This window comes from Thermoanaerobacter siderophilus SR4, from assembly GCF_000262445.1.
In the GTDB taxonomy this organism is placed as follows: domain Bacteria; phylum Bacillota; class Thermoanaerobacteria; order Thermoanaerobacterales; family Thermoanaerobacteraceae; genus Thermoanaerobacter; species Thermoanaerobacter ethanolicus.
The window spans coordinates 1,941,878-1,956,046 of the sequence record NZ_CM001486.1 but is presented as its reverse complement, the minus strand read 5'-3'; the positions used below and the strand labels follow the sequence as shown (position 1 = coordinate 1,956,046).

Here is a 14,169-nt window from a genome sequence, read left to right as displayed (position 1 = left end):
TTACCTCCTCAACTCTGCCACTGCCTTTTTAAAGATTCTTCCCCTCTCTTCAAAATTCCTAAACATATCCCAACTGGCACAAGCTGGTGATAAAAGTACACTATCTCCCTCTTTCGCACTTTCATAAGCTTTTTTTAACAGCTTCTTCTAAGGTACCAGCAAAAAGTATGTCATCCTCAGGATAAGAATACTTCCTTGCAGTATCTCTGATTTTTTTTGCAGTTTGCCCTATCAAAATCAATTTCTTTACTTTCCCATTAAAGGCTTTTACAAACTCATCAAATTCACTACCTTTATCATAACCACCAGCAATTAAAACTATAGGGGTTTTTAAGGCCTGTATTGCTTTAATTGAAGCGTCTGGGTTAGTCCCTTTAGAATCGTTATAAAATTTTACACCATTTATTTCATCAACAAACTCAATCCTATGTTCTACACCTTTAAAAGACTTTAAAGTACTTGCAATAACATTTGCACTAATCCCTGAAAGATATGCTACTGAAGAAGCAGCCAATGCATTCTCTAAATTGTGTTCTCCAGGAATATAAATTTCCTCTATGTCAATAATTTTTTTAGCATTTCCATTAACGCTTATATAAATACTGCCATCTTTTACATATGCCCCATTTTCTAATGAACTTTTTCTACTAAAAGGAAAAACTCTGCATTTAGCCTTATTTTTTAGACTCCACGTAACAGGGTCATCGAAATTTAGAACAGTATATTCATCGCCTCGTTGATTTTCAAAAATTCTTCCTTTTATATCTCTATAACTTTCAAAAGTCTTATGCCTGTTTAAATGATCAGGGGTAATATTTATTATACAGCTTATTTTAGGTTTAAACTCTTTTATAGTTTCTAATTGAAAGCTACTAATCTCTGCTACTATGAAATCCCCCTCTGTCGCTTCCATGACAGCATAAATAAGTGGATAACCTATATTCCCAGCAACATATACCTTTCTCCCTGCATTTTTAAACATTTCGCCTAATAAAGAAGTAGTAGTTGTTTTGCCATTTGTACCTGTAATTGCATAAATAGGAGCTTTAGAAAACCTATATGCAAACTCCACTTCTCCCAATACTTCAATTTTCTTTTCTTGTGCTGTTTTTACTATATCCGAATCAATAGGAACACCTGGACTTAAAACGACCAAATCTATGCCTTCTAAAAATTCCTTTTTGAATTTACCAAACCTAAAATCTATGGACAAACTTTTAATTTCTTCTAAATTTTCTTTTAATACATCATATTCTTTTCCATCATAAGCTATTACTTTCGCTTTCAAGCTGTCAAACACTTTACACAAAGCTATTCCGCTAACTCCTAAACCTGCTACAAAAATTTTTTTACCCTTTAGCTCCATAATTTGCACTCCTTAGCTTAAACTATAAAAAGATATAAACATAGCAATTAGAGTAACAATCCAAAAAGCGTAGACTACATTTTGTTCTTGCCAACCTGACAATTCAAAATGATGGTGTAAAGGACTCATTTTAAAAACCCTTTTACCAAACAATCTAAAAGACAATACCTGAATAATCACTGAAAGAGCTTCAGCCACATAAATAATGCCTAATAAGGGCAAAATCAAGGGCAATTTAGTCAAAACCGCGGCAGTAGCTATAGCTCCTCCAATAGCTAAGGAACCAGTATCTCCCATAAAAACCTCTGCAGGATGACGATTATACCTCAAAAATCCTAACAATCCTCCTGTCAAAGCAGCGCTAAAAGCTCCATAAGTTATATTATTTAAAAATAAAGCTGTCATAGTGAAAAAAGCCATAACAATAAAAGATACACCTGCTGCTAATCCATCAAGCCCATCTGTCAAGTTTACGCTATTTACTGTTCCAACTATTACAAAAACCATAAAAGGAATATAAAAATTGCCAAGGTCAATAGAAGTTTTTAAAAAAGGAAAAATCACTTCTGTTCCTACATATTTTTGAGCAAAATATGAAATGATTATCGCAAGTAAAAACTGTCCAAGAAGTTTTTCTCTCGCTCTCAAACCTAAAGGCCTTTTAAAATAAACCTTTAGAAAATCATCTGCAAATCCTATTAAACCATATCCCAAAAAACCTAATAACAAAATAGCTAAATATTTGTTCCAATGAGAAAAAATTAAAGTAGAAATAACTGTGGCTGTAATAAACATTATTCCCCCCATTGTAGGGGTTCCAGATTTTTTTAAATGGCTTTTAGGCCCATCTTCCCTTACTTTTTGCCCAAATTTTAATTTTCTAAGATAAGGTATAAAAAGAGGGCCAGACACCAAGCTTAGCACAAAAGCAACAACTGTAGCCAAAATTATCTTTTGTAACATTTTACTTTACCCTCTCCTGCAAAAATTGTACTATTTGTTCCATTTTCATACCTCTTGAACCTTTTACTAAAATTGAATCCCCTTCTTTGATAATATCTTTCAAAATTTCATTAACCTCTTCATTAGTGTTACAAACAAAAATATTGTTCCCTTTCATCCCACAAACCTTGGATTCTTCTGCAATATATTTCGACATATTACCAGAGGTTATCAAAATATCTATATGGCTATCTGCCACCAATTTTCCTATTTCTTTGTGGGCTTCTACTGCATACTCACCTAATTCCAGCATATCTCCTAAAACTGCTATTTTTCTCTTAGCAGGTAAATCCCTTAATACGCTTAAAGCTGCTTTCATAGAATCTGGATTAGCATTATATACATCATCAATAATTTTTATATCACCTTTTTCTATTATATTAAGTCTCATTTTGCCTGGTTGAAAATCTTTTAAAGCCTCTGCCATGTCCTCTACATTAATGCCAAACTCTAATCCAACACAAATAGCAGCAAGAGAATTGTACACATTATGAATACCAGGAATCGAAAGCTTTATTTCTTTCTCCAAATTTTTATATTTTAAAGTATATTTTATATCTTTTTCTCCTTTTTCTATATCGCAAGCTTTAATTTCTCCACTTTTTATACCATATCTGTAATACTTACTTGAATACTGCAGAGGAATTTTTGATAGCATATCATCATCTGCATTTAATACAATCACATTTTCCTCTTTAAAATTTTCAATTAACTCAAGTTTAGCTTTTAATATATTTTCTCTTGAGCCTAATTTTTCGATATGAGCAACTCCTATATTTGTAAAAACTGCTACTTGAGGCTCTGCAATATTCTTTAGCCTCCTAATTTCTCCAAAACCACTCATTCCCATTTCCACTACCGCAATCTGATGAGTATCTTCCAAATTAAAAATTGTCAATGGCAAGCCAATTTCATTATTAAAATTTCCCTCTGTTTTCAAAACTTTATACTTTTTAGACAATATTTGTGCAATCATATCTTTCGTAGTAGTTTTTCCACTGCTACCTGTCACAGCAATAAAAGGAATATTGAATTTTTTTCTATAATAAGAAGCAATTTTATGCAAAGCTTCTAAAGTCTCATTAACGTAAATGACATCAACTGAAAAATCTTTCAAACACTCTACATTTTCCAACCTCGCAGTAATAACTGCAATAGCACCTTTGTCTATTGCATCTTTTACGAAATCTTCTCCATCGTATTTTTCCCCTTTCAAAGGGATAAATAATTCATCTTTTTTGACTTTTCTCGAATCAGTTGAAATTCCTATTACTTTATCCTTTAAACTTCCTTTTATCAATTTTCCCTCAGTAGCTCTTACAATTTCATCTATTAAAAGTTCCATCATCTATTACCGCCTTCAGACAAAATTTCTTTAACTATTTCTCTCTCATCAAAGTGAATAACCTTATCTCCTATAATTTGATAAGTTTCGTGTCCTTTACCTGCAAGTATTATTACATCGTCTTTTTGAGCATTAGTCAGAGCGTAGCTTATCGCTTCTTTTCTATTTTCTATTACAACATAAGGGCAATTAGTCTTTTTTATGCCTTCCTCAATTTGTGAAATTATTTCTCTTGGGTCTTCCGAACGAGGATTATCCGAAGTCAAAATGCAAAAATCCGCATACTTCCCTGCAACTTCTCCCATCAAAGGCCTTTTAGTTTTATCTCTATCTCCTCCAGCACCGAAAAGAAGTATTTTTCTTCCAGTTTTATATTCCTTCAAGGCTTCCATTATATTCTGTATTCCGTCAGGAGTATGGGCATAATCTATAATCACATAAAAGTCTTTTCCTGTCTCCACCAGTTCAAATCGACCTTTTACTGTGACCTGACTTAAAGCCTCTCTCACACTTCGCAAAGAAATACCAAGAAAATCAGCCACTGTAATGGCAGCTAAAGCATTGTAGACGCTAAAAATTCCTGGAATTTTTAATGAAATCTCTTCTTTTTTATCTTCAATCTGAACTTTAAACTTTACACCATCTAAACTATTCCTAATATCCTTTGCCATAACATAAGCAAAATCTTTTATACCATAAGTCAAAACTTTTGCTTTAGAACTCTCAATCATCATAGAAGAGTATTTATCATCTATATTGATGACCGACGCACTCTTCGCCATCTTGAATAACTTACTCTTTGTCTTAGCATACTCTTCCATGTTCTGGTGAAAATCTAAATGGTCTTGGGATAAGTTGGTAAAAACTGCTATATCAAATTCACATTCGTCTACTCTATTTAATGCTAAAGAATGAGATGATACCTCCATAACCACATACTTAACACCTTTGTTCACCATAATACTAAAAAGTTCCTGCAAATCCAACGATTCAGGTGTGGTATGTACAGAAGGTATCACTTCATCCCCTATCATATTTTGTATAGTCCCCACTAGGCCCACTTTATTATTTTGCCTTTCTAAAATCGCTTTTAGCATATAAGTAACAGAGGTTTTACCATTTGTTCCTGTTACACCAATTAAAGTAAGTTTGCTGGTGGGGTTATTGTAAAAATTAGAAGCTATTTTTGCCATGGCAGCTCGAGCATCTTCTACTAATACTGTTGTAATTCCGGGATATTCTTTTATTTCCCTATCTGTAACAACAGCAACTGCCCCATTTTTAATAGCCTCTTCCACATAGAAAATACCATCGGTTTTAAACCCTTTTATAGCGATAAATAAATATTTATTTTTAGATTTACGGGAATCGTAACACACCCCACTGATGTCTATATTAGGATCTCCTTTTATCTCGCAGTTGACTCCTTTTAAAATATCTATAAGTTTCATGTTAGGCCTCCTCACAAAAATATCTAAAAAGCATACCACCACTAAATAGTATAGCACAATTATAGATTTTGCATAGAGGAAGTTTAATTTTCCTTAGGCCTAAACTCCACTTCTACAGTTTCACCTTTTTTCAAAATCGTGCCTTCTTTCGGACTTTGATTCACAGCAAAACCACTGCCTTTTATTTTTATTTTAAGCCCTAAAGAATTTAGAATTTCTGTGGCTTCTTTTACACTCTTACCAGTTAAATCAGGAACTACTACTTCTTGTATTTTTTCAGCATTTAAGTACAAAATAACTTGTGTGTTTTCTTCTACAATTGCTCCTGGTTTAGGCATTTGGTCAAAAACAGTATCTCCATTTCCTTCTATTATAAAATTAAGCCTATTCGACAAAATAATGTTTTCTGCTTCATAAAGTTTCATATTCCTCACATCCGGTACCACAACCGACGCAGGTTTTTCTATTCCTCTTGGCTGTACTTCCAAATATCTTAGGGTATCTTCTAAAATGCTCTTTACTACAGGTGCAGCCAATTGGCTTCCAAAATGGGTTTCCGGATTATTAGGCTCATCTATTACCACCAACACAATAACTTTTGGATCCTCCGCTGGTGCAAAACCTATAAAAGATGCCACATATTTGCCTGGCATATATTTTTCTGTAGTACCAGTCTTTCCAGCTACATCAAATCCTTCAATATATCCTGCTTTGCCTGTTCCCTCTGACACTACACTTTTTAGTATTTCTCTCATTGTAGAAGAGGTCTGTTCAGAAATGACCTGCCTCACTACTTTTGGTTTAAATTCCTTCACTACTTTTCCATTTGAATCTACAATTGATTTCACAATTAGAGGTTGCATCAATTTTCCTCCATTGGCTATTGCGGAGACAGCAGTAATCATCTGAAGAGGCGTCACAGCAATACCTTGCCCAAAAGAATTAGTGGCTAACTCAACAGGCCCAACACTACTTTCTGCCAATACAAGACCTGGAGCTTCACCAGGAAGAAGTATTCCTGTCCTTTGTCCAAATCCAAAATCATGTATGTATTTATAGAGTTTTTCTACTCCTAGCCTTTGTCCTAACGTCACAAAAACTGCGTTGCAGGAATTTTGAACACCTTGAACAAAATTTTCACTGCCATGGGTAGCCCAGCAATTTATTCTATGTCCAGAAACTATAGTATAGCCCGGACAATAAAACTGTTCATTAAGACCTACAAGTTTTTCTTCTAAAGCTGCAGAAGCAGTAATTGTCTTAAAAACAGAACCAGGTTCATAAGAATCAGAAATAGCTTTATTTCGCCAAGCTTTATACCATTCCTCCTGCAGTCCTTCAAAAGGATTATTAGGATTAAAATTTGGTCTATTAGCCAAAGCCAATATTTCCCCTGTTTTGGGGTCCATAACAATGGCTACTGCTCCTTTTGAAGGCTTAGAATGAACCATCGCTTGGTTAAGAGCCTTTTCTGCAAAATGCTGAATAGTTTCATCTATTGTAAGCACTACGTTATAACCTGGAAGAGGTTCAAAATACTCATCCTCTCCCACATCCATCTTTCTACCTATAGCATCCATTGGAGTAGAAATTCTTCCCGGAATACCTCTTAAAAAGTTGTCAAATGCTAATTCAATGCCATCTAAACCTTGGTTGTCAATTCCAGTAAAGCCCAAGACATGAGATGCAAGAGTATTATTTGGATAAAATCTTTTCATGTCCTCAGAAATTATTATTCCATCTATATTAAGCTTTCTTATCTCTGCTGCCTTTTCGTCATCAACTTGTTTAGCAATTAACACTTCTTGTAAGTTTTTATTAGAAATCTTTTGAAGAACTTTTCCTTTATCTAAATTTAATATTTGGGCTAAAGCTTCAGCTACTGCTTCTCTTTGAGAATCAGGTATTTCTTTGGGGATAACACTTATTTTATTAACACTTATATTTTCTGCTAATACTTTGCCATTTCTATCAAATATATTTCCCCTTTTGCCGCTAACAGATACGTCTAAAGTCCATTGAGGAAGTGCCATCTTTTGATAATCTTCACTTTTTACCACCTGTATCCAAAAAAGTCTGAGTATAAGTCCAAAAACAACTATAGAGGATAAAAAAGTAAAAAAAGAATTCTTCTCTTTACAGATATGGTTGGATATATCTATTATCCCCCCTATCTATTCAACACCCCCAATATCCTCATAAAAAAGTTACTTTTATCTTGTGATTTTTCTTCACTTTTTTTCTCTTCAGCTACTTTAGGTTTTTCTCCTACTTTTACGTAAACTATCTGATCTTCTTCTGGCATTTGCATTCCTAATTTTTCTTTTGCAATCTCTTCAATTCGAGCAGGATTGGTTAAAGAAGCAATTTGGGCTTTTAATTGTTGATTTAAATTTTCTGTATATTGTACTCGCTTTTCCATTTTGTCTAAAGCAATTGACCTTTGATAAATTACAGTATACCTGTAAAGTATCAAAATGCTTAGAGAACTTATAAAAACTACCAAAAGTAAATTCTTTAATTTCCTGTTTTTTTTAGTTTTTCTTACTTGCTCTTTCTTTTCTGAGGTATATGGGGGATACTCGTAATTATATTCTCTTTGTGCTACTATCAATTTATTCTACCTCCATTTCTTTTAGAACTTACAGTTTTTCTGCAACTCTAAGTTTTGCACTGCGAGACCTTGAATTTGTCTCTATTTCCTCTTTGGAAGGTAGTACCGGTTTTTTTGTGATGATTTTTATCAAAGGTTCTTTGCCACAAGTACAAGGTATATTATGTGGACAAGTGCAGGGATTTTCTAATTTTTTAAAAGTATTCTTCACAATTCTATCTTCCAAAGAGTGAAATGTGATTATCGCAATGCGCCCTTTCCCCCGTAATACCTCTACCATATCCTCAATCGCCTTATCTAAACCTTTAAGTTCTTCATTGACTTCTATTCGTATGGCTTGAAATGTTCTTTTTGCTGGATGTGGTCCTTCTCTCCTGGCAGAGGCAGGAACAGCATTTTTTATAATCTCTACTAATTGGAAAGTAGTTTTTATTTCTCCTTTTTCTCTTTCTTTTGCAATAAATTTAGCAATACGCGATGCCCATTTCTCTTCTCCATATTCTCTTATCACTCTTTCTAATTCTTGCTGTGAATACTTGTTCACCACATCATAGGCAGAAAAAGGTGAATTTTTGTCCATTCTCATATCCAGCGGAGCATCTTTCATATAAGAAAAACCGCGTTCAACTTCTTCTAATTGATAAGAAGATACCCCCAAATCCAAAAGGATGCCATCAACCTTGTCAATATCCAAACTTTTAAGTATCTCTTTTATATTTTTAAAATTATCATTTATGTACTCTACATTTTTGTAATTTTTAAGCCTTTCTTTGCTAGCTTTTATCGCATCCAAATCTCTATCTATCGCAATTAACTTTCCGGTGGTAAGCCTTTTTAATATTTCTTCAGAATGACCTCCACCACCTAAAGTACCATCTACATATATTCCCTCTGGTTTTATATTTAAATATTCAATTGTCTCCTTAAGCAAAACACTTTTATGGCTATATTCCATTCTTTATCACACCTATATATTTAAGTCGTCAAGATGCTCAGCAATCTCTTCAAAAGAAACATCTGTATTATTAGAATACTCTTCCCAAACCTCTTTACTCCAAATCTCAACCCTTGTAGAAACTCCAATAAATATAACATCTTTTTCTATTTTGGCATGCTCTCTTAAATTAGCAGGTATAAGTATTCTTCCCTGTTTATCAATTTCACATTCCACAGCTCCAGCTAAGAAAAATCTCGTAAATGCTCTTGCGTCTTTTTTGGTAAGTGGCAAAGTTTTAAGTTTGGCCTCAATATTTTTCCACTCATCCAGTGAATATACGAATAAGCAATTGTCCAATCCTTTAGTCAATACAAACCTATCCCCCAGCTCTTCTCTGAATTTAGCGGGGATTATGACTCTTCCTTTTGCATCAATTGTGTGTTCGTATTGACCCATCAACATACAAAACACCAAACTTTCCCTTCACATTCTCCCACTTACCACCACATTGCACCACTTAATATGTTATTCTATATAAATTTAAAAAATCCTGCTAAATTTTTATAAAAAATAAAAAAACAGGCTTTGCGCCTGATTTTTATTTTTTAATAGGATTCACAACGGAAAGCACACTATTCTCTTCTCTCAGATGATTTTGAAATCTTTCTCTAACATCTTCAAAGCTTATACTATAAAGCAGATCTAAATAATCCAGTAAATTTATTTCCTTCATATAAAAGTTTATAAAACTGTAAGCTATACTATCGACCGAATTAAATGTTCTTAAAAATTTTCCTATGTATTTTTTCTTTATTCTCTCAAAATCTTCTTCCTTTAAAAATTGTAGATTATTTATTGCATTTAAAATGATATCTCTCACTTTAAAAGGATCTTTAGATTGACCTCCTATTATAGAATAACCGTAATCTATCTCTCCACCGTAATCAAAGCTAAAAGTGCTGTCAATAAGCCCTTCATTGTAAAGCCTCTCATACAAGTCAGAACTTCTGCCTAATGCCATTTCCAAACCTATTTGTATCTCTAAATTTTTCTTTAATAATTTCTTTCCCCCAAAACCCACATCTGTATCTTTAAAACCTAGATTAAAAAGAGGAATGGATACTTGCATATCTTGTACAACTTCTTTTTTATAAACGCTTGAAGGCTCTTTAGGATATATCCTTTCTATTTCTCCCTGTTTTTTATCCTGTCTCACATTTTCTTTTATAACGTCAAGAGTTTTATCTATATCAATATCTCCTACAGCAAACAATACCATATTTTCAGGATGATAAAATGTGTAATAACATTTATACAAGATTTCTTTATTTATTTGCGAAATTGATTCAATCGTACCAGCTATGTCTTTTCTAACTGGATGTACATGATAAAGAGCCTCTAATGCGTTAAAATAAACTCTCCAATTGGGGTCATCTTGATACATCCTTATTTCTTGAGCTATTATTCCCTTTTCTTTTTCCACATTTTCATCTGTAAAATAAGGATTTTGTACAAACTTCACTAAAAGTTTTAGATTTTCATAGAAGTTTTCAGTACTCGCAAATAAATAAGCAGTTGTAGTAAAATTTGTATAAGCGTTAGCTGAAGCCCCTAATTTTGAAAACTGCTCAAAAATACTACCTTCTTCCTCTTCGAACATTTTGTGCTCCAAAAAATGCGCAACCCCATCAGGTACCTCCGTTACATTAGTATCCCCTGGAGCGATAAACTTACTGTCATTAGAACCAAAATGGGTAGCAAATATTGCAAACTGCTTTGTATAACCTCTTTTCGGCATTATATACACTTTCAGGCCATTATCCAATTCTTGTAAAAGTATTTTTTCGTCTATTCTCTCATTGTACAACTGCTGCATAATTATTCCTCCTTTTTGCCGGTCATAAAATACACCGTATCTAATTTAACCTTTTTAGCAACTTCCACTACGTCCTCTTTTGTCACCTTTTCTACTTTTTTAATAAATTCTTCTATATTTAAATCTGCTCCTGCAATTTTTTGTGACAAATAGTAGTCAGATTTAGAAGTAGCATTGTCTTTCATTGCATTCAAAGAGGTCTTTAAGGCTTTTATTGTGGAATCTAATTCATAATCTGAGATATTACCTTCTTCAATTTCTTTTAACTGTTTAAGTATTATATCAAGAGCTTTGTTGTAATTTTCTATCTCTATGCCGCAACTTACCACCATTAAACCTTTAAATCTCTCAAGCCTTGAATAAGCATAATAAGCAAGACTTGCCTTTTCCCTCACATTCATAAAAAGTTTAGAAAAAGGTCCTCCTCCTAATACACCACTGTATACCAAAAGAGGAAAATATTCCTTACTGTTAGCCGGCACATTAGTTCTAAAGCCAAGAGTAAGCTTCCCCTGGGTTACTTCTAAATTTTCTGTCACATATTTTACTTCCTTTACTTCTTTATATATATTTGGGGAAGGAATATTTAATATTTGTCCTCTTTGAAAAGCAAAATATTTTCTAAAAACCTCCTCTATATATTTAGGGTCCACGCTTCCGACTACATATATATCCATCGGCAAAGTATTAATACAATTTTGATAATAGTGGTAAAGATTTTTTTCATCAATAACCTCTAAGTCCTCACTCTTGCCTAATTCGAATATAGCAAAAGGCTCCCCTTTACACATCTCTTCATAACAACGGTCTACCGCATATTTGGTTTTGTCATTTATTCTTGAATCTATTAAATTTTTGTGAATCTCTTTTTCTTGAAGTACATAATCTTTATTAAAAGCATTTCCTTCTGTAAGAGGGTTGAAAACTAACTCTTTTAAAAATTTTACTCCCTCTTCTAAAATATTCTCTTTTATGTACTCCTCTTGAGGTAATTCCAATCTATATTGTTGAAGGTGCCTTTCTCCTTTTTTATACACAGAAACAGCCATAGTAGTGCCGTATAAGTTTTCTAAAAACTTCACCATTTCTTTATAGGTTTTAATACTAGAAGTACCCCTTTTTAAAACAGCAGGCAGCAAAGCATATTTTGTAGCCTCTTCTCCTAATTGATTGTGGATATAAAGATTAATTGTCACTGTTTTAAATTTGTCTGTAGTATCTATGTACAAATTTATTCCGTTGTTTAATTGTTTCTCAATTAATTCCATGGAATCAACTCCTTCTAAAATAATCCAATTATTTTTTGATTATATGATAATTGTATCACAAAGTCAATAATACATAAACCCGGGGAAAAACCCCAGGTTTTTTACATGCCAGGCGTTATGCGCTTAATAATTTCTGATATCTGTTTTGCAAATTCAGAAACTGGTCTTCCCGCAGAAATTCCTCTGGCAATGTTATCTATTCTTTTGTACAAATCTGGATCCGCAGTTACATAGACCCTTGTTATAGACTTATCAGTATTTTTTACAGTCTTCTCTATTTTCTTTTTTACATCTGTTTCATGAGTTCCCTGTACTTTTGCTTTCATATCCACACCTACAAGGGCAGTACTTCCAGATACTACTACTGTAGCCTTGTTTACTTCTGGTAGTTTAGCAACATTTGAAGCTATTTTGCTTGCTCTTGCACTTTCTGTTGTCGGTTTTCTTACAGGAGTTGGAGCTGGCATTGTTGGTGTCCTAGGTGCAGGCGTTGTATAACCTGGTGCTGTCTTAGAAGGCGCAGGAGTAGTCCTTGTAGGCGCCGGTGTATAACGAGCAGGAGCAGGCTTTCTAGTCGCAGTTTTGCATCCTGCCATTGAAACCATTATCATTATCCCAATAAGCATTATTGTAATTATACTTTTTATTTTTTTCAAAGCTATGCACCTCCTCAAAATATATTTTTGCACTTTTATTAAAAAGTATTATGCTAAATTATGGAATGTTTATGAAAAACATTTGAAAAAATTTTTTGAGTAATATATAATGCATATGTAAAACTATTGGAGGGAAGATAAAATGGAAATAGGAATTGTTGGACTACCTAACGTCGGTAAAAGCACTTTGTTTAACGCAATTACAAAAGCAGGTGCAGAATGTGCAAATTACCCCTTTTGCACTATTGAGCCAAATGTCGGAATTGTATCTGTGCCTGATGAAAGGTTAGATTTTTTGTCAAAAATTGAAAATCCCCAAAAAATCATACCTGCAACTATAAAATTTGTTGACATAGCAGGACTTGTAAAAGGGGCAAGTAAAGGAGAGGGTTTAGGAAATAAATTTCTTTCTCATATTAGGGAAGTTGATGCTATATTAAACGTGGTAAGATGCTTTGAAGATAGCAACATTGTCCATGTAGAAGGAAGTATTGATCCTATAAGAGATGTTGAAATAATAACTTTAGAGCTTATACTTGCTGACATGGAAGTTATTGAAAGGCGTCTTCAAAAAACATCAAAACTTGCGCGAAATGATAAAAAAGCAGCCTTTGAAGTGGAAGTACTTGAAAAATAAAAAAGGATTAGATGAAGGGAAACCTGTAAGGGCTCTTCAATTTACTGAAGAAGAAAAAAGTTTTGTAAGTCAACTTATGTTGCTTACCTATAAACCTGTTATGTATGTAGCAAATATATCAGAAGAAGACTTAATTTCAGGAGAAGAAAATCAATATGTAAAGCAACTAAAAGAATATGCTGAAAATGAGAATTCCCAAGTTTTAGTTATAAGTGCAAAAATTGAAGAAGAATTAGCTTCTTTAAGTGATGAAGAAAGAAATGAACTTTTGAGAGAATACGGCCTTGCCGAACCTGGCCTTAACAACATAATAAGGCATGGTTACTCTCTCCTTGGACTTATAACCTTTTTCACCGCTGGACCAAAAGAAGTCCACGCTTGGACAATAAAAAAAGGCACAAAAGCACCTCAAGCAGCAGGAAAAATTCATTCAGATTTTGAAAAAGGATTTATAAGGGCAGAAGTGATCTCGTATGAAGATTTAGTAAAAGCTGGTTCACAGGCAGCAGCAAGAGAAATGGGACTTATGAGACTGGAAGGAAAAGATTATGTGATGCAGGATGGGGATATAGTAGTCTTCAGATTTAACGTATAAAAATCGCCATAAAAGGCGATTTTTATACGTTACTCCAGACTTATTTCTACATGTTCCCCATCTTCTTCATCATATACATCTATTATTTTCCCTGTTTCTCCTTTTTCTAGCGCCTCAAGAATTTCTTCTAAATTTATACCTGCATTTGTAACTTCAGAAGGAATAAATTTTCCTCCTATTTTCATTCCCAAGTTGACAAGACTATATGGTATTGCAAGATTCACCTTTAATCTATTGTTAACTATGTCATAAACCTTTATCTTCATCCATTTGAATTTATTTTTTTGACTTGTTTTGGCACTTATTTCTTCTCCCCCATTATCATCGATAGCTTTCAATAGCTCAGCCGCTTCTTCAGCTGTTATTTTGCCCTCTTCTAACATCTTTAAAATTCTCATTTTTTCTTCTTCCATAAAAATACC

11 protein-coding genes and 2 pseudogenes are annotated in these 14,169 nt (G+C 33.5%); 1 reads left to right on the top strand and 12 read right to left on the bottom strand.

Translation table 11 applies throughout. The features are described from left to right. From murD to THESIDRAFT1_RS09515, 11 genes and pseudogenes are all read right to left on the bottom strand, one after another. Nucleotides 1-1,366 (bottom strand): annotated as a pseudogene (murD, locus tag THESIDRAFT1_RS09565) (UDP-N-acetylmuramoyl-L-alanine--D-glutamate ligase). Between the two features lie 12 nt (nucleotides 1,367-1,378). Then, entirely contained in the window at nucleotides 1,379-2,329 is a 951-nt protein-coding gene (gene mraY, locus THESIDRAFT1_RS09560; protein ID WP_004402390.1) for a phospho-N-acetylmuramoyl-pentapeptide-transferase, read from the bottom strand. A gap of 1 nt (nucleotide 2,330) precedes the next feature. Next, nucleotides 2,331-3,716, bottom strand: coding sequence for a UDP-N-acetylmuramoyl-tripeptide--D-alanyl-D-alanine ligase (locus tag THESIDRAFT1_RS09555; RefSeq protein ID WP_006570247.1), 1,386 nt, complete (start codon nucleotides 3,714-3,716; stop codon nucleotides 2,331-2,333). Further along, nucleotides 3,713-5,164, bottom strand: a complete 1,452-nt coding sequence (locus THESIDRAFT1_RS09550) for a UDP-N-acetylmuramoyl-L-alanyl-D-glutamate--2,6-diaminopimelate ligase (RefSeq protein WP_003871201.1) — start codon at nucleotides 5,162-5,164, stop codon at nucleotides 3,713-3,715. The genes THESIDRAFT1_RS09555 and THESIDRAFT1_RS09550 overlap by 4 nt, the downstream gene beginning before the upstream one ends. An 83-nt stretch (nucleotides 5,165-5,247) precedes the next feature. After that, a complete protein-coding gene (locus THESIDRAFT1_RS09545; protein ID WP_244262630.1) occupies nucleotides 5,248-7,224 on the bottom strand; it encodes a stage V sporulation protein D in 1,977 nt (658 codons plus the stop codon). Nucleotides 7,225-7,334: 110 nt separating this feature from the next. Next, on the bottom strand, nucleotides 7,335-7,778 hold the full coding sequence (gene ftsL, locus THESIDRAFT1_RS09540; protein WP_006570245.1) for a cell division protein FtsL: 444 nt from the start codon (nucleotides 7,776-7,778) through the stop codon (nucleotides 7,335-7,337). Nucleotides 7,779-7,806: 28 nt separating this feature from the next. Further along, nucleotides 7,807-8,733 carry a 16S rRNA (cytosine(1402)-N(4))-methyltransferase RsmH gene (gene rsmH, locus THESIDRAFT1_RS09535; RefSeq protein WP_006570244.1) on the bottom strand — a complete coding sequence of 309 codons (927 nt, stop codon included), beginning with the start codon at nucleotides 8,731-8,733 and terminating at the stop codon, nucleotides 7,807-7,809. Between the two features lie 12 nt (nucleotides 8,734-8,745). Next, nucleotides 8,746-9,177: a division/cell wall cluster transcriptional repressor MraZ gene (gene mraZ / locus THESIDRAFT1_RS09530; RefSeq protein ID WP_019907797.1), complete on the bottom strand. Its 432-nt coding sequence runs from the start codon at nucleotides 9,175-9,177 to the stop codon at nucleotides 8,746-8,748. Nucleotides 9,178-9,313: 136 nt separating this feature from the next. Continuing rightward, on the bottom strand, nucleotides 9,314-10,591 hold the full coding sequence (gene yfmH, locus THESIDRAFT1_RS09525) for an EF-P 5-aminopentanol modification-associated protein YfmH (protein ID WP_003871538.1): 1,278 nt from the start codon (nucleotides 10,589-10,591) through the stop codon (nucleotides 9,314-9,316). A 2-nt stretch (nucleotides 10,592-10,593) separates the two neighbouring features. Next, nucleotides 10,594-11,859 (bottom strand): EF-P 5-aminopentanol modification-associated protein YfmF, encoded by a 1,266-nt coding sequence (gene yfmF / locus THESIDRAFT1_RS09520; RefSeq protein ID WP_006570243.1) that lies wholly within the window; start codon nucleotides 11,857-11,859, stop codon nucleotides 10,594-10,596. A 101-nt stretch (nucleotides 11,860-11,960) separates the two neighbouring features. Further along, on the bottom strand, nucleotides 11,961-12,515 hold the full coding sequence (locus tag THESIDRAFT1_RS09515; protein WP_006570242.1) for a YhcN/YlaJ family sporulation lipoprotein: 555 nt from the start codon (nucleotides 12,513-12,515) through the stop codon (nucleotides 11,961-11,963). A 142-nt stretch (nucleotides 12,516-12,657) separates the two neighbouring features. Here THESIDRAFT1_RS09515 and ychF point away from each other — a divergent pair. After that, nucleotides 12,658-13,747: pseudogene (gene ychF / locus THESIDRAFT1_RS09510) on the top strand (redox-regulated ATPase YchF). A 29-nt stretch (nucleotides 13,748-13,776) separates the two neighbouring features. Here the strand turns inward: ychF and THESIDRAFT1_RS09505 are convergent. Next, on the bottom strand, nucleotides 13,777-14,160 hold the full coding sequence (locus THESIDRAFT1_RS09505; RefSeq protein ID WP_006570240.1) for an SHOCT-like domain-containing protein: 384 nt from the start codon (nucleotides 14,158-14,160) through the stop codon (nucleotides 13,777-13,779). Nucleotides 14,161-14,169: the final 9 nt, after the last annotated feature.

Excerpts from the sequence above, each read along its gene's own strand:
- mraY (WP_004402390.1), bottom strand. The coding sequence starts at position 2,329 with ATGTTACAAAAGATAATTTTGGCTACAGTTGTTGCTTTTGTGCTAAGC.
- THESIDRAFT1_RS09555 (WP_006570247.1), bottom strand. The coding sequence starts at position 3,716 with ATGATGGAACTTTTAATAGATGAAATTGTAAGAGCTACTGAGGGAAAA.
- THESIDRAFT1_RS09550 (WP_003871201.1), bottom strand. The coding sequence starts at position 5,164 with ATGAAACTTATAGATATTTTAAAAGGAGTCAACTGCGAGATAAAAGGA.
- rsmH (WP_006570244.1), bottom strand. The coding sequence starts at position 8,733 with ATGGAATATAGCCATAAAAGTGTTTTGCTTAAGGAGACAATTGAATAT.
- mraZ (WP_019907797.1), bottom strand. The coding sequence starts at position 9,177 with ATGTTGATGGGTCAATACGAACACACAATTGATGCAAAAGGAAGAGTC.
- yfmH (WP_003871538.1), bottom strand. The coding sequence starts at position 10,591 with ATGCAGCAGTTGTACAATGAGAGAATAGACGAAAAAATACTTTTACAA.
- yfmF (WP_006570243.1), bottom strand. The coding sequence starts at position 11,859 with ATGGAATTAATTGAGAAACAATTAAACAACGGAATAAATTTGTACATA.
- THESIDRAFT1_RS09505 (WP_006570240.1), bottom strand. The coding sequence starts at position 14,160 with ATGGAAGAAGAAAAAATGAGAATTTTAAAGATGTTAGAAGAGGGCAAA.